At 62.3% G+C, this 18,656-nt stretch carries 21 protein-coding genes and 1 pseudogene; 14 read left to right on the forward strand and 8 right to left on the reverse strand.

Going from position 1 to position 18,656, the window contains the following annotated elements; genetic code table 11:
• Nucleotides 1-70: 70 nt before the first annotated feature.
• Nucleotides 71-1,366, forward strand: a complete 1,296-nt coding sequence (locus ABQM86_RS05360; protein WP_369746098.1) for an NAD(P)/FAD-dependent oxidoreductase — start codon at nucleotides 71-73, stop codon at nucleotides 1,364-1,366.
• A 55-nt stretch (nucleotides 1,367-1,421) separates the two neighbouring features.
• On the opposite strand, the gene ABQM86_RS05365 is transcribed toward ABQM86_RS05360, so the two are convergent.
• Together ABQM86_RS05365 and ABQM86_RS05370 are read right to left on the reverse strand one after the other, a co-directional pair.
• Nucleotides 1,422-1,634 (reverse strand): 3-keto-5-aminohexanoate cleavage protein, encoded by a 213-nt coding sequence (locus ABQM86_RS05365; RefSeq protein WP_369746099.1) that lies wholly within the window; start codon nucleotides 1,632-1,634, stop codon nucleotides 1,422-1,424.
• The gene (locus tag ABQM86_RS05370; protein ID WP_369746100.1) at nucleotides 1,550-2,149 is read right to left on the reverse strand and encodes a 3-keto-5-aminohexanoate cleavage protein; all 600 of its coding nucleotides are present in this window, start codon (nucleotides 2,147-2,149) and stop codon (nucleotides 1,550-1,552) included. The genes ABQM86_RS05365 and ABQM86_RS05370 overlap by 85 nt, the downstream gene beginning before the upstream one ends.
• An 89-nt stretch (nucleotides 2,150-2,238) precedes the next feature.
• On the opposite strand from ABQM86_RS05370, the gene ABQM86_RS05375 reads away from it, so the two are divergent.
• Entirely contained in the window at nucleotides 2,239-2,700 is a 462-nt protein-coding gene (locus ABQM86_RS05375) for a GatB/YqeY domain-containing protein (RefSeq protein WP_369746101.1), read from the forward strand.
• A 5-nt stretch (nucleotides 2,701-2,705) separates the two neighbouring features.
• Here the strand turns inward: ABQM86_RS05375 and ABQM86_RS05380 are convergent, their stop codons facing one another.
• From ABQM86_RS05380 to ABQM86_RS05390, 3 genes are all read right to left on the reverse strand, one after another.
• Nucleotides 2,706-3,437 (reverse strand): DUF72 domain-containing protein, encoded by a 732-nt coding sequence (locus ABQM86_RS05380; RefSeq protein ID WP_207596466.1) that lies wholly within the window; start codon nucleotides 3,435-3,437, stop codon nucleotides 2,706-2,708.
• Between the two features lie 40 nt (nucleotides 3,438-3,477).
• Nucleotides 3,478-3,705, reverse strand: coding sequence for a hypothetical protein (locus tag ABQM86_RS05385; RefSeq protein ID WP_207596468.1), 228 nt, complete (start codon nucleotides 3,703-3,705; stop codon nucleotides 3,478-3,480).
• Between the two features lie 101 nt (nucleotides 3,706-3,806).
• Nucleotides 3,807-4,265, reverse strand: a complete 459-nt coding sequence (locus ABQM86_RS05390; protein ID WP_207596470.1) for a MarR family winged helix-turn-helix transcriptional regulator — start codon at nucleotides 4,263-4,265, stop codon at nucleotides 3,807-3,809.
• Between the two features lie 139 nt (nucleotides 4,266-4,404).
• Here ABQM86_RS05390 and ABQM86_RS05395 point away from each other — a divergent pair, with 139 nt between their 5' ends.
• From ABQM86_RS05395 to lhgO, 8 genes are all read left to right on the forward strand, one after another.
• The gene (locus ABQM86_RS05395; RefSeq protein WP_369746102.1) at nucleotides 4,405-5,355 is read left to right on the forward strand and encodes an SDR family NAD(P)-dependent oxidoreductase; all 951 of its coding nucleotides are present in this window, start codon (nucleotides 4,405-4,407) and stop codon (nucleotides 5,353-5,355) included.
• Between the two features lie 2 nt (nucleotides 5,356-5,357).
• The gene (locus tag ABQM86_RS05400; protein ID WP_280627011.1) at nucleotides 5,358-6,248 is read left to right on the forward strand and encodes an amidohydrolase family protein; all 891 of its coding nucleotides are present in this window, start codon (nucleotides 5,358-5,360) and stop codon (nucleotides 6,246-6,248) included.
• Between the two features lies 1 nt (nucleotide 6,249).
• Nucleotides 6,250-7,467 (forward strand): acyl-CoA dehydrogenase family protein, encoded by a 1,218-nt coding sequence (locus ABQM86_RS05405; protein ID WP_369746103.1) that lies wholly within the window; start codon nucleotides 6,250-6,252, stop codon nucleotides 7,465-7,467.
• Between the two features lie 39 nt (nucleotides 7,468-7,506).
• Nucleotides 7,507-7,962 (forward strand): MaoC family dehydratase, encoded by a 456-nt coding sequence (locus ABQM86_RS05410; protein ID WP_207596477.1) that lies wholly within the window; start codon nucleotides 7,507-7,509, stop codon nucleotides 7,960-7,962.
• A 38-nt stretch (nucleotides 7,963-8,000) separates the two neighbouring features.
• Entirely contained in the window at nucleotides 8,001-9,326 is a 1,326-nt protein-coding gene (locus ABQM86_RS05415; protein ID WP_207596479.1) for an MFS transporter, read from the forward strand.
• Nucleotides 9,327-9,338: 12 nt separating this feature from the next.
• The gene (menE, locus tag ABQM86_RS05420) at nucleotides 9,339-10,889 is read left to right on the forward strand and encodes an o-succinylbenzoate--CoA ligase (protein ID WP_369746104.1); all 1,551 of its coding nucleotides are present in this window, start codon (nucleotides 9,339-9,341) and stop codon (nucleotides 10,887-10,889) included.
• Nucleotides 10,890-11,110: 221 nt separating this feature from the next.
• Nucleotides 11,111-11,605 (forward strand): DUF805 domain-containing protein, encoded by a 495-nt coding sequence (locus ABQM86_RS05425; RefSeq protein ID WP_207596483.1) that lies wholly within the window; start codon nucleotides 11,111-11,113, stop codon nucleotides 11,603-11,605.
• A 155-nt stretch (nucleotides 11,606-11,760) separates the two neighbouring features.
• Complete coding sequence (gene lhgO, locus ABQM86_RS05430; RefSeq protein WP_369746105.1) at nucleotides 11,761-12,981, forward strand: L-2-hydroxyglutarate oxidase; 1,221 nt, start codon at nucleotides 11,761-11,763, stop codon at nucleotides 12,979-12,981.
• Here the strand turns inward: lhgO and ABQM86_RS05435 are convergent.
• Nucleotides 12,978-13,466: a lysostaphin resistance A-like protein gene (locus ABQM86_RS05435; RefSeq protein ID WP_369746106.1), complete on the reverse strand. Its 489-nt coding sequence runs from the start codon at nucleotides 13,464-13,466 to the stop codon at nucleotides 12,978-12,980. The genes lhgO and ABQM86_RS05435 overlap by 4 nt on opposite strands.
• A gap of 363 nt (nucleotides 13,467-13,829) precedes the next feature.
• Between ABQM86_RS05435 and ABQM86_RS05440 the strand changes: the two genes are divergently transcribed.
• The 3 genes from ABQM86_RS05440 (at nucleotide 13,830) to ABQM86_RS05450 (ending at nucleotide 15,224) form a co-directional block, all read left to right on the forward strand.
• The gene (locus tag ABQM86_RS05440) at nucleotides 13,830-14,033 is read left to right on the forward strand and encodes a hypothetical protein (protein ID WP_369746107.1); all 204 of its coding nucleotides are present in this window, start codon (nucleotides 13,830-13,832) and stop codon (nucleotides 14,031-14,033) included.
• Nucleotides 14,034-14,159: 126 nt separating this feature from the next.
• Nucleotides 14,160-14,462, forward strand: coding sequence for a DUF4193 domain-containing protein (locus ABQM86_RS05445; RefSeq protein ID WP_207596486.1), 303 nt, complete (start codon nucleotides 14,160-14,162; stop codon nucleotides 14,460-14,462).
• 216 nt (nucleotides 14,463-14,678) lie between these two features.
• Nucleotides 14,679-15,224 carry a hypothetical protein gene (locus ABQM86_RS05450; protein WP_280627023.1) on the forward strand — a complete coding sequence of 182 codons (546 nt, stop codon included), beginning with the start codon at nucleotides 14,679-14,681 and terminating at the stop codon, nucleotides 15,222-15,224.
• Between the two features lie 93 nt (nucleotides 15,225-15,317).
• Here ABQM86_RS05450 and ABQM86_RS05455 read toward each other — a convergent pair whose 3' ends face one another.
• Both ABQM86_RS05455 and ABQM86_RS05460 read right to left on the reverse strand, forming a co-directional pair.
• Nucleotides 15,318-16,856 (reverse strand): APC family permease, encoded by a 1,539-nt coding sequence (locus ABQM86_RS05455; RefSeq protein ID WP_369746108.1) that lies wholly within the window; start codon nucleotides 16,854-16,856, stop codon nucleotides 15,318-15,320.
• 12 nt (nucleotides 16,857-16,868) lie between these two features.
• Nucleotides 16,869-17,018: pseudogene (locus ABQM86_RS05460) on the reverse strand (agmatine deiminase family protein); the annotation flags it as partial.
• Nucleotides 17,019-17,299: 281 nt separating this feature from the next.
• Between ABQM86_RS05460 and ABQM86_RS05465 the strand changes: the two are divergent.
• Nucleotides 17,300-18,640: a DUF222 domain-containing protein gene (locus ABQM86_RS05465; protein ID WP_369746109.1), complete on the forward strand. Its 1,341-nt coding sequence runs from the start codon at nucleotides 17,300-17,302 to the stop codon at nucleotides 18,638-18,640.
• Nucleotides 18,641-18,656: the final 16 nt, after the last annotated feature.

Here is an 18,656-nt window from a genome sequence, read left to right on the forward strand (position 1 = left end):
CAGAGAATAAACGCACGACGGCGTCCGGGAACCTCTGTCGCCCGGACCTTCAGTGAAGTAAGTTGCTCGCATGGAGGACTCATATCAAGTCATCGTTGTGGGTGCCGGATTCGCGGGCGTAGCGACAGCCAAGGAACTCGGGCGCAAGGGCGTCAAGGTCTTGCTGATCGACTCGAACAACTACCACCAATTCCAGCCACTCCTTTATCAGGTAGCTACATCCCAGATCGGGGTCTCGGCAATTGCGCGGCCACTCCGGTCCGTGTTCCGACGCTTCAAGTCAGTTAAGGTCCTCACGGCGAAGGTCGAGTCCGTGGATGCAGCACAGCGGTCCGTCACCACGGAAGACGGACAGACCCTGCGCGCGAAGATCCTCGTTATTGCAGTCGGCGCCGTTCCGAACTTTTTTAATACCCCTGGCGCAGAGGAGTTGGCGTTCCCGCTGTATTCCGTCACGGACGCCACCAGGCTTGGCACTGGCCTTACCCGGCTGCTGGACCAAGCCGACAGAAACCCCGACGGTTCCGTCGACGTAGTGGTGGTGGGAGGCGGGCCCACCGGCGTGGAGACCGCCGGAGCGATGGCGGAAAACGTCAAATATGTGGTGAGCAAGTATTTCTCGCCGGAGCTCGCAGCACGATGCCGGGTGCATTTGGTGGACATGGTTCCCAGTGTCCTGAACATGTTCTCCAAGAAATCCCAGAGCTATGCCACGGATCATTTGAAGAAGGTGGGCGTTCACCTTCATATGGGAGTGGGTGTCACCGAGGTCCGGCCGGACGGAGTGATCCTGGCAGACGGCAGCTCCGTGCCGGGACAGATCGTGGTGTGGGCCGGAGGCCTGAAAGCGGGCGATCTCATTGCCGGGTCCGGGCTGACGCAGGGGAGAGGGGGGCGCATTGACGTCAACACTGACCTGACGGCTCCGGACGCGAAGGGCGTATACGTCATTGGGGATTGCGCCAACATCACGGACTCCACCGGTGCGAAGCTTCCGCAACTGGGGTCCGTGGCTCAACAGGCAGGAAAGTGGGCCGCCAAGAACATCCTTGCGGACCTCAATGGCGGGACCCGTACCCCATTCCGGTACGTCGACAAGGGCTACATGGCGATGGTCGGGCGGGGTGCTGCTGTGGCGGAACTTGGCCGTAAACGCATCCAGCTGCAGGGGATTTTCGCCTTCTTATCCTGGCTCCTCGTCCACCTCGCATTGCTGTCCGGGCTCCAGCAAAAGATCCGTGCCTTGTTCTCCTGGCTCAACGGCTACCTCCTTCACAGCCCTGCGCAGGTAGTAGTCAGCGGGCCGATTGAGAAGGAACCAACGGAACAGGATCCACCGGGCCCGGAGGTTTCCCAGGGGTCCTGACGAGGAACCGGCAGCTGTTTTGCGGGGTCCCTGGTTGAACAGCCGCGCTTTCTCTTCAGGCGGCAAGCAAGTTCTTGGCTGCAGCAATCAGCTCAGCATTGCCTTCAGCGCGCTCTCCATGGGGGAGTAGGAGCGTATCTTCGAGACCGATTCTGGTGTCCAATCCCCACCGGGCTGCCAGCTTCAGCGCAGCCCAGGTGGACCGTTCCTCGCCTGGAGCAGGGTCGGCACCTGGACCGCTGGTTCCCGCAAGAGTTCCAAGAGACATTTGGCCTCGCCTTCCACAGCCTCGGCCGGGATGTCCTGTAGCTCGATCAACACCCTCAGGCATTCAGCCCGGAATAGCGAGCAGGCCCATCGGCGGGCAGCGTCCGCATGCCAGATTCCCGCCTCGATGCCAATACCGCGGGCGTGAAGGGCGCCGGCCACTTCTTCGGCACCGTCCTCGTGCCAATTTACGGATGCGAAATCCGGTGCCTCACGCCATGACTCCACCATCTTCACGCGCGACGATGCGTCGGGGGAAGTCCAGGCACCCGTTGTCACGCCCACAGGTACGTCAGGACAGGCATGACGCACTGCGCGCAGCCATTGGGTGACGTAGTGCGGTTCCATGGTGTCCGCGCCCTGAGGATTCTTAGGATGGACATGCAGGCTGTGGGCGCCTGCAGCCACGGCCGCCGCAGCTTCCTGGGCAATCATGGCGGGATCTGCCGCCAGCCGTTGGTGGAGCGAGACGTTCCGAGCCCCGTTGAGGCAAGCCTGTAGCATCACACCGCCCATGGTACGAGGTTGTCTCCGTGGGGCGGGATCTTATTGAGCGGCCAAACTGGGAAGATAGCAGAAGGAATCCCGAAGCAAGGAGCAACATCATGACCCTCAAAGAACGCTTGAAAGCCGACGTGGTTGACCACATGAAGGCGGGCAACAAGGTTGCGCTGACCACAGTGCGCAACGTGCTGGGTGAGATTACTACCCGTGAGAAGTCCGGGAAGACGCCGGTCGAGTTGGACGACGCCCAGATGACATCACTGCTCCAAAAGGAAGCCGCCAAGCGCCGGGACACCGCCCGCATCTACACGGAGGCCGGCGAATCCGAGCGCGCAGCCGCCGAAGTGGCGGAGGCTGAAATTATCGAGGCTTACCTGCCAAAGGCCCTGACCAGGGAAGAAGTGGAAGCAATCGTTGACGACGCCGTCCAGGCACTGAAGGCTGATGGCCAAGAGCTTTCCATGCGTTCCATCGGAGCCGTGATGAAGCCCGTCACCGCCAAGGTTGCAGGACGTTTTGACGGCAAGACTGTCAGCGAGATCGTGCGCGGACGCTTGGCGTAGCGAGGTCAGTTGACCCCCAGCAGCCACCGCAAAGTGTCAGCGTTTCGCACGGCGTTACCACCGCCGTCGTTGTTGAAGTAGACGTACACGTCCTTGCCGGAACCGTCCCACTCCCGAATCCGTTCCGCCCACCAGCGGAGATCGTCATCGGAGTATGAGCCGCCGTAGAGGTGCTCATGGTCCGGGCCGTGCAGTCGAACGTAAACAAACGGCGCGGTGGCGCGCAGGATGCAGGGCAGATTGGCGCCACTCATGATGCAGTATGCGGCCCCGTGGCGCTCCAGCAGTGAATAGACGTCGGGGTGGTCCCAGCTGTCGTGGCGGAACTCGACGGCAACTCGGATCCAGTGGGGCAGGGCGGCCAGGAAGTAGTCCAGCCGGGCGTCGTCGCGGGCAAAACCGGGTGGGAGCTGGACCAACAGGACGGCCCGTTTGTCGCCGAGCTCGTGCCAGCAGCGAATGATCCGTTCCACCCACACCTCCGGGCTGTACAGCTTCTTGGCGTGCGTGAGTCCCCGTGGCGCTTTGACGGACATGGCAAAGCCCGGAGGCAGGCGGTTTCGCCAACTCGCAAACGAGGTGTCCCGGGGCCAGCGATAAAAGCTCGCGTTGAGTTCCACTGTGGTGAACCTGGCCATGTACTGGGCCAGGCGCTTTGATGCCGGAAGCCCCGGCGGATAGAGCACATTTTCCCAGTGGTCGTAGCTCCAGCCCGAGGTGCCGATGTGGATGCCCATGGTGTGAATGTACCCGCGCTGGACCTCCCCAACCCGGGTGTTACAGCTTGCCGCTCCGGGCCATCAAGGCCTGGAGATCTTCGGCCACCTTGGCTACTTCGCGCTGCCGGGCGCTGGGCGTTGGATTGGAACCGGGTTTGCTGCTGCGCGTTGCCGGGTGTGCAGGCCGTCGGGACGTGCGGGCTGGGCGGTGAAGCTGCGGATCGCGCGAGGGCGCGTCGACAGTGACGGCTCCCTGCAGGGGATCGTGGAAGAGTGGGAGGTTCATACTTCCCGATCCTGACAGAAGCGGCCCTGGGCCGGTATGGACAGGTGCATACGCCGTCACGGCACGGCTGTGCAAATGTCCATCCGGGCCGGGGCAGGCACCTAGCCCCAGAGAGCCTTTTTCAGCAGGGTCCTCAATTGGGCATTCTCGTCCTCGCTGAGTCCCGCAAGCTGGGTCTCTTCGCACACTTCAAGGGCAGCCCTCGCCTTGTTGTGGATCCGCCGGCCCTCGGCTGTGGAGACGATGATCTTCGCCCGGCGGTCCTGTTTGCCCTGAGCCCTCTTGACCAGGCCGCGGTGTTCCAGGTCGTCCACAAGGCTGACCACCTGGCTGGGGTCCAGGCTGAGGAAATCGGCGAGCTCCCGCTGCGTAGGTTCCAGCCCGCTGCACGCAAGAGTCAGCACTGAGAAGGACCGTTCCCTGAGTCCGTAATCTGCCAGGGCCTTGTTGTTCAGCAATGAACCCGTGGCATGCAGTTTGGCCAGCAACAGGCCCACATCGCTGCCGATTTTTGCTGCGGCCAAGCGCGGGGTTTCCACTTCGGTGCTTTGCGGGCCCATGACAACTCCAATAGTAATGAAAAACAATCGTTGACTTTTTCAATGATCCGTATTCTCATTGATCATGACAAGGATCTCACGACGCAGTGGGATCGGCCTCACCGGCTCCGGCCGGTTACTGCATGCGAAGGAGCACGCCATGAGCTTGAACGACAAGGTTGCAATCGTTACTGGAAGTGGACAGGGTCTTGGACTCGCTTATGCGAGGGAGCTCGCCCGCCAGGGTGCCGCCGTCGTTATTAATGACGTGAATGCTGAAACCGCTGCTGAGGCTGTCGCGCACATTGAGGCCGACGGTGGCCGGGCCGCCGCCGTGGTGGTTCCGGTGGGCAGCACTGATGCTGCGAAGGCGTTGGTGGCGGGTGCTGTTGAAGCATTTGGCCGCCTGGACATCCTGGTCACCAACGCCGGGATCCTGCGGGACAAGAGCCTGTTGAAGATGACGGATGAGGATTTCGATCTGGTCATCAACGTCCACCTGCGCGGAACCTTCACCTGCGTCCGCGAGGCGTTCGCCTACTTCAAGGAAAACAACATTCCCGGGCGGATCATCACCATCGGTTCGCCGACCGGCCAGCGCGGTAACTTCGGCCAGACCAACTACGCCGCTGCCAAGGCCGGGATCGTGGGCATGGTCCGGACCTGGGCGCTTGAGATGAAGAAGGCGGGCGTGACCGTCAACTCCGTCATTCCGGTGGCGGCGACGGCGATGACCAAGACGGTCCCGTATTTCCAGAAGGCCGTTGAAGCAGACGAGCGTGGCGAGGCCATGCCGGCGTTCTTCCGCCACGACCTCGGTTTCGGAACGGCCGACGACGTCGCCGGGCTGATTGCCTTCCTCGCCTCTGACGCGGCCGCGGGGATTACCGGCCAGGCAATCGGTGCCGGTGGTGACCGGCTCCAGGTCTGGACCCACCCGACGGCGGCCACCACCGAGTACCGCGACGGTGGCTGGAGCTACGAGGCCCTGCAGGAGAATGCAGCTTCGCTGTTTGGTTCGGATGCGCTGCAGAGCTACGGCGAGGAATTCCTGCCGCTGCCTGAGGAACTCCGGCCCGAGCCGGCGGCCGTACCGGCGCAGGCCCGCTGATCATGGCCGACCGCTACGAACTGGGCATCGACGTTGCGAAGCTCGACGCGATCGACATGCACGTCCACCTGGAAGTGGACAGCTGCGGTCATGGCTCGCTCCCGGAAGCGCTGACGGAGGCCTCGGCGAAGTATTTCAAGTCCGAGGACAGGACGCCGTCCCTGGACCGGATCGCTGAGGTATACCGCGAACTGAACATGGCCGCCGTCGTCTTCACTGTCGACGCACGGACGCAGCTCAAGCATGAGCCCAACAGCATCCCGGAGCTGATCGAGGGCGCTGCCCGGAACAACGATGTGCTGATTCCCTTCGGCAGCGTTGATCCTCGGACGGGGGAGGACGCAATCGCCGGGGCGAAGCACCAGGCTGTTGAACTTGGTGCCCGGGGTTTCAAGTTCCACCCCTCGCTGCAGGGCTTCGACCCGTCCAATGAGGCCTTCTATCCGCTCTGGGAAACCCTTCAGGAACTTGGGCTGCCGTGTATTTTCCACACGGGCCAGAACGGCATGGGTGCAGGGCTGCCCGGTGGGTATGGGATCAAGCTCGCGTACTCCAACCCGTTGCTGCTGGATGCTGTTGCCGCTGACTTTCCGGGCCTGCAGGTCATCATGGCCCACCCCTCGGTGCCGTGGCAGGACGAGGCGAACTCGATCGCGACGCACAAGTCCAACGTGTTCATTGACCTGTCCGGATGGTCGCCGAAGTATTTCCCGGAGTCGCTGGTGAAAGCCTCGAATTCGGTGCTGCAGGACAAGGTCCTGTTCGGCACGGACTACCCGCTGATCACCCCACAAAAGTGGCTGGGTGCGTTCGCTGACCTGCCACTGAAGGATGAAGTCCGTCCAAAAATCCTCAAGGACAACGCTGTCCGGCTGCTGGGACTCGGTGGCTGACATGACCACGAGTACAGCAACAGATGCCGAACAGCGGCTCTATTCCGTGGCGGACTGGTACGACGCCGAAGCACTCCTCACCACTGAAGAGCGTCAGGTTTTGGGCCGGCTGCGCGGCTTCCTGGAGGCGGAAGCGAAGCCACTGCTGGCTGAGTACTGGGAACGGGGAGAGTTCCCGGAGCAGCTGGCTCAGCCGCTGATCGATCTTGACGTGATGGAACCTTCCGATCTCACCGTGGAGGGGCCGGCAAGAGGGATCTACCACGGCTTCCGGATCTTCGAACTGGCCCGCACGGACGCTTCGTTGGCAACCTGGTACACCGCCCAGGCGGGGCTGTTCAGGACAGCGATCCGTGTTGGTGCTTCCGAGGAGCAGCAGCGCGAGTGGATGCCCAAGGTCATCGACTTCTCCCTCAAAGGTGTCTTCTCGCTGACCGAACCAGGGCACGGCTCGGACATCGCCGGAGGGCTTTCCACCACTGCCCGTTTCGAAGAAGGTCCCGACGGCGGAAGCTGGGTTCTGGACGGCGCAAAGCGGTGGATCGGGGGCGCCTCCACGGCCGATGTATTGTGTGTGTTCGCCAGGGACGTTGCCGATGGACAGGTCAAAGCGTTCCTCGTGGACCGGACCGCCACCGGCGTCAGCCTGGAAAAGATCCATGGCAAAACCTCGCTCCGGATGATGCAGAACGCCCATATCACCCTGAACAAGGTCCGTGTACCCGAGGCCATGCGCCTCCACAAGGTGAACTCGTTCAAGGACGTTGCCTCGATGCTTCGGGCGATGCGCTCGGACGTAGCCTGGATCGCCACCGGCATTCAAGCAGGCGCGTTCGAAGCAGCGCTGGCCTACGTCAAGGAACGCCAGCAGTTCGGCCGGTCGCTGGGGTCCTTCCAGCTGGTCCAGGAGAAGCTGGCCCGGATGCTCGGCAACATCACCGCTTCGCTTTCACTGGTGGTGCGGCTGACTGAGCAGCAGGGATGGGGCATCTACCGGGACCAGGACTCGGCCTTGGCCAAGATGCAGACGTCCTTGATGATGCGCGAAACCGTCGCCTTGGCCCGTGAAGTGGTGGGCGGCAACGGCATCACCCTCGCGGCCGACGTCGCGCGTTTCCATGCCGATGCCGAAGCCGTCTACTCCTACGAAGGCACCCACGAGATCAACGCCCTCATCGTGGGACGCGCCCTCACCGGTGCCAGCGCCTTTACCAACTAATCCTTCTCAAACCTCAACACCAACTGCCAGGAGGCAAAGATGCCCAATCTCGTCGTCGATTTCGACACCCTGCTCACCATGTCCGGCAAGGACCTCGGCACCACCGATTACCGCGAGATTACCCAGCAGCAGATCAACCTGTTCGCTGACGCCACGGACGATCAGCAGTGGATCCACACCGACCCCGAGCGCGCCAAGAGCGGTCCGTTCGGGGCTCCGATCGCGCACGGCTTCCTCACCCTGTCCCTGATCATCCCTTTCTGGGGCGAACTGTTCGACGTAGACGGGGTCACCACCAAGGTCAACTACGGCCTGGACAAAGTCCGCTTCACCTCCCCGGTCAAGGTCGGCTCCAAAGTCCGTATGAACGGCAGCATCGCCGAAGTTACCGAAGTCAAGGGCGGCGCCCAGATCAAGGTCAACGCCACCATTGAAATCGAAGGCCAGGAACGCCCCGCTGTCGTGGCCGAATTCCTGGCCCGTTTCTACAAATAAAGATCCAATTCCCTTCCCTCCTCTCCCAAGGAACAGCCATGTCAGGACACACTGCGCTCGCACAGCCGAGCACGGCCGCCAAGCGCAAAGAGGCGCGCACGGTCATCATGTCCAGCTATCTGGGCAGCACCATCGAGTTCTACGATTTCCTGCTCTACGCAACGGCGGCAGCGGTCGCTTTCCCCAAAGTCTTCTTCGCAGGCACCGATGAATGGGTTGGCGTAGTTGCTGCCTATGCCACGTTCGCGGCAGGCTATGTCGCCCGTCCCTTGGGCGGCATCATCTTCGGCCACTTCGGCGACCGCATAGGGCGCAAGGGCATGCTGATCGTGTCCATGGCGATGATGGGCATTGCCTCCACGTTGATTGGCCTGATTCCGGGAGCCAGCGTCATTGGCCCGTGGGGAGCTGTGATCCTGGTGGTCCTGCGTGTCTGCCAGGGGATCGCTGTCGGCGGTGAATGGGGTGGGGCCGCACTGATGGCCCTGGAACACTCCGATCCCAAGAGGCGAGGCTTCGCGGCGTCGTTCGTGAACGCTGGCGCACCCACCGGGGCTGTCCTGGGCACCGTGGTCATGGGCATCTTCTCCGCCCTCCCGCAGGACGCATTCCTGGCATGGGGCTGGCGGGTGCCGTTCCTGTTGTCCTTCGTGCTGCTGATCGTGGGCATGTTCGTGAGGTTGCGGGTTTCCGAAAGCCCCATCTTCGCCGAAGCCGTGGCCAAGGAAAGTGCCCAGGGGACCAAGCGCAAAATCCCGCTCCTGGAAGTTCTGAAACGCCCCAAGGCGCTCATCATGATCATGTTTGCCGGTGCCGCCGGCTTCGGACTGCAGGTAGTACTGCCCACCTTCTCCGTGACCTACGCCGTATCCAAGGGCGCACCACAGCAAGGCGTGCTCTATGCTTTCGCAGGTGCCTCGGCTATTTCCATCCTGTTCGTCCTCTTGGGCGGCAGGCTCTCGGACCGTTTCGGCCGCCGCCCGGTCATGGTGACTGGCTTGGCCTTGTTCATCCTTTACCTGTTCCCCATGTTCGGGATGCTCAGCTCCGGCAACATCGCTTTGGTCTTCCTGGCCTTCACGGTGGCGCTGGTTCTGCACTCGTCCCTCTACGGACCCCTTGCCGCGTTTGTTTCCGAACAGTTCGGCACCACCAACCGCTACACGGGGGCAGCCGTCGGCTACCAATTGGCCACCCTGATCGGCGCGGGCTTCACACCGGGCATTGTGGCCGGCCTCTATAAGGACTCCGGCCAAAGCATCGTCCCCGTGGTGGTGTTCCTGTCCATCATGTCGCTGGTATCGATTGTCTTCATCCTGCTGACGCGGGAGTCTAAGAACAACGACCTTTCAACGGTCAGTTAGGAGTAGCACACCATGGACAACAACGGAGTTGGATCCTGGCTGCACCGCCGCCGCAATAAGTCCGGAACCGCAACGGCCCTCATTTCCGGTGATCAAGCGCTGAGCTACGACGCGCTCGCCGACCGCACCGACCGTTTGGCCAACGCCCTCAAAACCAGGGGAGTAACCAAAGGGGACCGCGTGGCCTACCTCGGTGAGAACCACGCGTCCTTTGTGGAGACGTTCTTCGCCTGCGGTCTGCTGGGCGCGATCTTCGTTCCGTTGAACACCCGCTTGGCGGCTCCGGAGCTGCAGTTTCAACTGCAGGATTCCGGCGCGCGGCTCCTGATCAACGCCGAGGCCCTGGACGTCGTGGCCTCCGCGTCCGTGACCGACACAGTGGTAACCCACCGTCTTGTAGTGGCGTCCGACGACGCCACCGACGGTTCCGCCCACAAGCTGCCGTCCGGCGTCGAGCACTATGGCGAGGTGCTTGACGCTGCAACCGCGGAGCCGCTTGATGAGACCGTGACGCTGGACGACGCCGCCATGATCCTTTACACCTCAGGCACCACCGGCAAGCCCAAAGGCGCGCTGCTGACGCATGGCAACATCACGTGGAACTGCATCAACACGGTGGTGGACATGGACCTGAACCGCAACGATGTAGCGCTCATGATCTCGCCGCTGTTCCACGTAGCGTCCCTGGATATGGGTCTGCTTCCCATGCTCCTCAAAGGAGCCACCGTGGTGCTTGAAGCGAAGTTCGACGCTGGGCGGGTCCTGGAGTTGGTGGGCCGGCACAAGATCACCACGCTCAACGGCGTTCCCACCACCTTCCAGATGCTCTGTGATCACCCCGGATGGTCGACGGCGGACCTCAGCTCCCTGGATAAGCTCACGTGCGGTGGTTCCGCGGTACCGGGCAGGGTCCTGGAAGCATATGAGGCCCGCGGTATTGGATTCACCAGTTGTTATGGCATGACCGAGACCGCGCCTGGCGCAACGATGCTGCCGGTATCGCGGTCCAAGGAGAAGGCCGGATCTGCCGGGCTGCCGCACTTCTTCACGGACGTGCGGATCGCCGGTCCGATGGGCGGCGTTGCTCCCGCGGGCGAGGTAGGGGAAATCCAGATCTCCGGGCCCAACGTCATCAAGGAGTATTGGAACCGCCCGGAAGCCACCGCAGACAGCTACGCGGATTCCTCGTGGTTCCGCTCCGGCGACATGGGCCATCAGGACGCGGAGGGATTCCTGTTCGTGTCCGACCGGATCAAAGACATGATCATCTCCGGCGGCGAGAACATCTACCCGGCCGAGGTTGAGGCGGCCATCGCGGAGTTGACCGCGGTAGGGAGCGTGGCGGTGATCGGCGTTGCCGACGATACCTGGGGTGAAGTGCCCCGCGCCATCGTCACCCTGCGGGACGGAAGTTCCCTGACCGAGGAGCAACTGCGCTCGCATCTCGACGGCCGGCTGGCGCGGTACAAGATCCCCAAGTCAGTGGTGTTCGTTGAGGAAATGCCGCGCACGGCCAGCGGCAAGATCCGCAAGACGGACCTGCGGAAGCACTACGCCCTGTGACGCCGCCGGTCGGGCCCGGTGGAAATCGACGTAATTCGTGTCGGGTAATGAGGGGTCTGAGAGCAGCCAACGGCCGACACAATCCGTTATCAGGCTAAATCCGGGTTAATTTCATCCATCGAACTGCCTAATTGGCCTCGGGGGCATTACGATAGGCACGACTCATCACCTGAGTACGAACGCATCGTAACGACTCACACCTAACCCCGGGGGATATACCAATGAGCACTTACCCGCAACAACCGCAGCAGACCCAGCCCTACACCGCACAGGCTGGCGAACCGCCGCTGTGGGCACCGTACTACGGCGCTCCGATCGGTGCAGCCGTCAAGCGTTTCTTCAAGAAGTACACCGCGTTCAGCGGCCGCGCCAGCCGCAGCGAATACTGGTGGGTGGCACTGGTTCTGGGTGTCGTGGGCTTCGTCCTGCAGATCCTGACCCTGGTTCTTGGCAGCGCCGGCGCCACCGTTTCTGCAAACGGAACCACCACTCCTGGCCCGGGCTCTGTTGTCGGCCTGATTCTGGCCGTCGTTTTTTACCTGGCAATCCTCATCCCGTCCATCGCCCTGCTGGTTCGCCGCCTCCACGACGGCAACTTCAGCGGGTGGCTCGTCCTGATCGGCCTGATTCCCGGCTTGGGCGGACTTGCGCTGCTGGTGTTCTCGCTTCTGCCGTCCAACCCGGCCGGCCAGCGTTTTGACCAGCCGACTGCATAGTCAGCCAAGCACTAAGTAAAACGCTCCAACGAAAAAGGGCGGCGCCTCGTGTGCCGCCCTTTTTTGTGCCCTCTTTGTCCCCCTTCACCGTTCCGCCCCGGCGGTCATGACATGCTGGGACTGACGCGGACCGAGCCCCAATGACGAGGAGTGCCATGCCCAACCGTCCACGCAGGAGAACCATCAGGCGTTGCGCCGTGGTGGGCGGTGGGATCATCGGTGTTGCGGTGGCCAGGGAGCTCGCCACCACACTCGACGGCGTCCAGGTCACCATTTACGAAAAGGAAAACCGGCTCGCGGCACACCAGACCGGCCACAACTCGGGTGTGGTCCATGCGGGCCTCTACTACGAGCCGGGAGGGCTGAAAGCAAGGCTGTGCCGCAGGGGAGTGGAGTTGCTGCGGGAATTTTGCGCCGCGAAGAACCTTCCCTATGAGGCCTGCGGCAAGTTGGTGATCGCCCAGACACCGGAGGAGTCCACGCGTTTGGACGCCATCTTCGCCCGGGCCACAGCCAACGGTGTCCCCGGAGTGAGGATGCTGGGCGGCGGGCAGATACACGAGGTGGAGCCGAACGCCGTCGGACTTTCTGCCTTGCACTCGCCGGAAACGGCGATCGTCGACTATACGGCCATTACCGAGGCGCTCGCCGAGGACGTTCGAGCCATGGGCGGGACCATCCGGCTGGGGCAGGAAGTACTCGGGCTGGAGCAGCAGGCCAGTGGGGTAGTGGTGACCACCCGGGATGGTGGCGAACATTTTGACCTGGTGGTGGCGTGCGCGGGGCTCCAGTCGGACCGTCTGGCTGAGGCGACTGGCGAGCCGGCGACCCCGAAAATCGTCCCGTTCTTCGGCCAGTACTTCCTGGTGGGCCCCGAAGCCCGCCATCAGGTGAAGGGCTTGATCTATCCCGTGCCGGACCCCAAACACCCGTTCCTCGGCGTGCACCTCACCAAGCGGATTGACGGCGAAATGATGCTTGGCCCCAATGCCTTCATCTCCTTCGGGCGGGAGTCCTATGCCTGGAACCAGGTGAAGATGCGTGATGTTGCCAGCTATGCGCTCTTTCCGGGCTTCTGGAACTTTGCCCGGCAGAATGTGCCGTCGGCGGTCCGAGAATTCCAGACCGTAGTGAGCCGGAAGAAATTCATCCGGGAAGCGATGCGCTTTGTTCCGTCCTTGGAAGGCGCCAGCATCCTGCCCGGCACCCGTGGCGTGCGCGCACAGGCCATGAACAGTGATGGCTCGCTGGTGGACGATTTTGTGATTGCGCGACGCCGGGACACGGTTTTGGTGCGTAACGCACCATCGCCGGGGGCGACGTCGTCGATGGCCATCGCGGAGTACATCGTGGAGCAGGCGCTGCAGGGTGGCTAATTTTGCGTAGCCGACAAGATGATGAGCAGCACCACAGCGTTGTTGACAGCATGCAGAAGTACGGGCGCCCAGAGATTTTGGTGGAATTTTTTCAGAAGCGCCAGGGCCATGCCGAGCATAAAGAGATATACGAAGGTCAACAGGACCAGGTGGACAGCGGCAAAGATTGCCGCTGAAATTGCCGCGGCTGCAAACGGCCTGCAACGTTGCATCAACCCGCTCAGAAAAGCTCCCCGAAAGAGGACTTCTTCCCAGAGAGGGGTCAACACGGCAGCGATGAGCACGGTCAGGCCAATCAGCGGTGCCGGAAGTTCGGCAACCCGGCCCAGCGCACCGTTGGAGGAACTGGACGCAGCGCCGTCCACTCCAAAGAGGCTGAGAACAGCCAGGAAAAGACCCTGGGCGCAGGCGGAAGCCACGATGGCTGTGGGAATCTGCCAGAGCAAGTGCAGCATGCGTGAGTCAAAGCGTCGGAATCCGAGCATGCTCGGAGTGAGTTGGTTTCTTCGAACCAAATGTACGTATGTTGCCAGCATTGCGGCTGCTGTTGCCCCTCCGAGGATGACTGGAACAGCGGTTTCTGCAGTGAAATGAACCAGGCCGGACAATCCCGCTGCAACCATTCCCAAAAAGACTGCGGCAACGTACACGGCAATCCACATCAGGGCCCACAAAGCCTGTTTCAGTGATATTGCCGGAGGCGGCGAGGAGGTTGCTCCAGCTTGGTTACAAGAGTTAGTTGGCAACAGCATCCCCCGAGTGTTCATCATGCGAGCCTAGCCGAGTAGTTAACAAGCTTGTGACCAGACGGAAACTGACCCCAAACGCAGGCTGGATACGGTTGCCGCATGATCGCTTCATTGGCTTCGCTGGCAACCCGTCTCGGCACCACCTTGGGGGCATGGATCGAGGCCGCCTACGTCCTGGATTGCGCTGAAGTGGAGGCCCGGGACGAGCACCGTCTGGCGTGGCTGCCCGCGCTGAGCGGCGTGACGGTGGCCAGCGCCCAGGCCATCCAATCGCACACTGCGAGGGTGCAGCCAGAGCCATAGAGAACGCTGCGAAAGCTGCCATATGTTGCGTTGGGCACACTATTCGTTAAACGCGGGGAGTATGCCCTAAACTGCTTCACTGAGGTGCCGGAATAGGCACTATGCAGCAACGAAAGCGAACCCTCAATGGCTACTGATTACGACGCCCCGCGCAAGACCGAAGAAGACTCTCCGGCTGAATCTCTTGAGGCTCTTCAGGCATCCCGTGGCAACGCTGCACAGACTGCAGTCATCGACGTCGAAGAAAACGACACTGCCGAAGGTATCGACCTTCCCGGTGCTGATCTTTCCGGTGAAGAGCTGACCGTCATTGTTGTCCCGGAGCAGTCGGACGAATTCACCTGTGGTTCATGTTTCCTGGTCCGTCACCGGTCCCAGATTGCGCTCGAAAAGAACGGCCTCAAGTTCTGCAAGGACTGCGAAGGCTAGATAACGCCGGGGTCTCGTTATCTTCGATCACGAACATGGGTGCGAAGGCCCTTAAAAACTGCCCGCACCGGCCGTGGATTTGGTATTTGATGTCCCTCCCGTGACCACCTTGTTGCCCCTTTAACGGTTATGCGCCGAAGCGGCAACAACCAGTCCAAAGTGGCTTGCGTCCTCCTAATGTTGAAGTATCAACTTCGCCTGAAGGGGGCACAAAAAATGAGGAAAATTGGAGCGGGTCTGGCAGCCGTCCTGGCCGCAGCCGGACTCGGTCTGGCGGCGCCGGGGCCTGCCTCGGCGGCATCTTACTGCGGACTTGCCTGGGGTTCGTTGGCCAAAGCCGACCCCGACATGAGTTCCGCCTACGTCACCAATGTCCGCACGGGCCAACAGCCGTGTTTCGACCGTCTGGTGATCGACATGACCGGAAAGGTGGCCGGCTATTCCGTCCGCTATGTCCCGGTAATCACCCAGGACGCCACCGGCTACCCGATCCCCGTGCTTGGTGACGCAGACCTGCAAGTGGTGGTGACTGCGCCGTCCTATAACCAGTACAGCCAGCCCACCTACCTGCCCGCAGCCAAAGCGGAGCTCTCCAACGTCTCCGGTTATCAGACCTTCCGCCAGGTGGTTTATGCCGGCAGCTTTGAGGGCACCACGAGCATTGGGCTGGGTGTCCGGGCCCGGCTTCCGTTCAGGGTCTTCACCTTGGACGGGCCCGACGGCGGCTCCCGCCTGGTAGTGGACGTCGCCCATCGCTGGTGATTGAAGCCGCGGGTCTCCGAGAATGTACGAAAGCGGCCAGTTCGCCGGAACTTTCCGGGTGAACTGGCCGCTTTTCAGCGTTTTCGACGCTCGTTATTCAGGCACCACCAAAGCCGGGGTATCCTTCCGGATTGTCTCGCCGCGGAAGAACCCGGGCCGGACGCGGGACATGATCAGCATGACAACGGCGCCCAATACCAGGATGCCGATGCCGAGGACGAATACCAGTCCCACCCCGAAGATCTCCGAGCCACTGCCAAACTCCGGAGCCCAGCTGTCCACTGCGGTCTGCAGAAACACCACGAACAGGCCTACGCCACCAATCAACGGGCATACGAGCCGCAGGAAGAAGTTCCGGGCATTGGCGAACAGGCTGTTCCGGAAGTACCAAACACAGGCGATGGCGGTGAGCCCGTAGTAGAAGCAGATCATCAGGCCCAGGGCCAGGATGGTGTCGTTCAGGACGTTCTCACTGATCACGTGCATCACCGCGTAGAAGCCCGCGGACAGGACGCCGGCCGCGACGGTGGCGAAGCCCGGCGTCGAGAACTTCTTGCTCATGTGGCTGAAGCGTTCCGGCAGGGCCCCGTAGTGCGCCATGGCCAGCAGGCTGCGGGACGGCGACGTGAAGGTGGACTGCAGGGACGCCGCGGAGCTGGAGAGCACGGCGAGGGACATGAGGATTGCGAACGGGCCCATTACGGGTGAGGCGAGTGCGGTGAAAACGTTTGCGTGGTTTTCCTCGTTGTTCAGGCCGATTCCTGTGTCACCCACGCCGGCGAACATCATGGTGGCGATGGTGACCAGCAGGTAGATGCCCAGGACCATGACGGCCGTGAGAGTGCCCGCAAGTCCGGCGGTCTTCTTGCCGTTGGCGGTTTCCTCGTTCACGGTCAGGCAGACATCCCAGCCCCAGTAGACGAAGATCGACAACGAGATGCCGGCTGCGATCTGGCCAAAGGTTTCGATCTTGGTGACGTCGAACCAGTCCCAGCTGAAGGGAACAGCCGTCTCTGACGTGGACCAGTTGGCGAAGGCCATGCCCACGAAAAGTCCAAGGACCAGCAGTTGGAAGCCCACCAGGCCGTACTGCACAATCTTGGTGGTGTGCAGGCCCCGGTAGCTGATCCAGACGGCCAAGGCCACGAATACGAAGCACGTGGCGACGTTAAGGAGCTTGTTGGAGGCGAGATCGGCGAGCTCCGGTGAGCCGGTGGCCTGCGCGAGGAACAGGTAGAAGAAGTCCACGGCGACGCCCGCCAGGTTGGACAGGACAATGATATTGGCCGCGAGCAGGCCCCAGCCACCCATCCAGCCCACCCAGGGGCCGAACGCTTTGGTGACCCAGGTGAACGTGGTGCCGCTGTCCGGAGAGTCTGCGTTAAGTTCCCGGTACGCGAGCGACACCAGGATCATCGGGATGAAGCCGATCAGGAAGATCACGGGCAGTTGCAGCCCCACTTCGTTGACCGTAGGGCCAAGGGCGCCCGTCAGCGTATACGCCGGGGCGATGGTTGAAATGCCAAGAACGACGACGGCGAGGAGCCCCAACTGCCCCGTCTTCAGTCCCTTGCCGCTGATGTCGTGCGACGTTGCAGCGTCACTGCCGCTGCGGCGGATTGTCTGGCTCATAAGAGGCCCTTTCTAGATGGCCGAAGGCTGTTGCTGCGTGATGCAGTGCATGCCGCCGCCCCGGGTGAAGAGTTCGCGCGTGTCAACACCGATCACGCGGCGTCCGGGGTAAGGGTCGGCGGGAATGCGGAGCGCTTTCCCGTCCATGGGGTCGTTGAAACTGTTGGGAACTTGGAGGATCGCGGGGTACGTGTCCCGGGCTCGACGCCGACCCGGGAACGGGGACTTCGAGGCAGGCAGGTTTCAATCATGGCGGCATGTACTCCGGTGAGACGACAGTCACTAAATGAATAGCGTTCATTTAGTATGGCGCGAGTCACTCCCAAAGCGCAAGGCGCAAACCGAATGGCTTCCAATCATGACTGGCATACGGTCCCGGGAACGGGTGGGTCGCCGGGGTGGGCGGGGGTAATAATGTCGGTGCCTCTTGCGAGAGTAGGAGTATGAAACAGATCCGGGACGGGCAAGCGAGGGCGGCGGTCTCTGCTGTGCCTCTTCCTGCTCTGTCTCGAGGGGTGGCTCAGGCCGGCAGTTCAGTTCAGCCCAGCACTGTCAGCGGTGACCTGATCGGTCAGTTGCGGGTGTTGGAGGAGATGAAGTCGGCCATCTCCGGTTTGCAGGCGCAGATTGCTGTGGCTTTTGATCTGGCGCAGCGGGCTGAACAGGCCGAGGCCGGAATCCCTGCGGCCGAGCGTGGCAAGGGTGTCGGTTCGCAGGTGGCGTTGGCGCGTCGGGAATCACCGAACCGGGGCTCGAGGTTGTTGGGCCTTGCCAAGGCCCTGGTGCTGGAGATGCCACACACGCTGGCGGCGTTGAACAAAGGCCTGTTGAACGAGTGGCGGGCCACACTGCTGGTGAAGGAAACAGCCTGCCTCAGTGTTGAGGACCGGGCCGCCGTGGATGAGGAACTCGCTCCCGATGCCGGGACTTTCGAGGGTTTCGGTGACCGGGCCCTGGTCGCTGCCGTGAAAGCGGCCGCGTACCGTCGTGACCCACGGTCCGTGGCGCAGCGGGCCAGCCACGCCGCCAGTGAGCGGACCGTGAGTCTGCGCCCGGCACCGGACACCATGACGTACCTGACCGCGCTGCTCCCGGTCGCCCAAGGGGTGGCGGTGTATGCGGCGTTGACCCGGTCCGCTGATGCTGCCCGTTCCAGTGGTGATCCCCGGGGCCGTGGCCAGGTCATGGCCGACACCCTGGTCGAACGTGTCACCGGCACCCGGGCCGGGTTTACGGGCATCAACCTGGACCTCGTCATGACCGACCGCACCCTCTTTCAGGGAGACAGCGAACCGGCCAGGCTGCAGGGCTACGGCATCGTCCCCGCGGAGTGGGCCAGAACCCTGATCGGCGCTGAAGAGACACACGGCCGGGCCGGGACAAAAGCCGCGACAGGGCCGGGTCGGGACTTCGCGGTCTGGGTCCGGCGGCTCTACACCGCGCCCGGCAGCGGGGAACTGCTGGCCATGGACTCCAGAGCCCGGCTCTTCCCACACCGACACCGGCGATTCATCCAAACCCGGGACCATACCTGCCGCACCCCGTACTGCGACGCGCCCATCCGGCACATCGACCACATCGTGCCCTGGCACTCCGGCGGAACCACCACCTTGGACAACGCTGCAGGGCTCTGCGAAGCGTGCAACCACACCAAGGAAAACCCCGGCTGGAACGCCACACCCCTGCCCGCAGACACCCACACCCTGCACATCAGTACACCCACCGGACACACCTACCACTCCAAAGCCCCACCACTCCCCGGACACCGACCCTCCAGAACATGATCCAGAGGTGTCGGAA

It is taken from the genome of Paenarthrobacter sp. AMU7 (assembly GCF_041200195.1).
Taxonomy (GTDB): domain Bacteria; phylum Actinomycetota; class Actinomycetes; order Actinomycetales; family Micrococcaceae; genus Arthrobacter.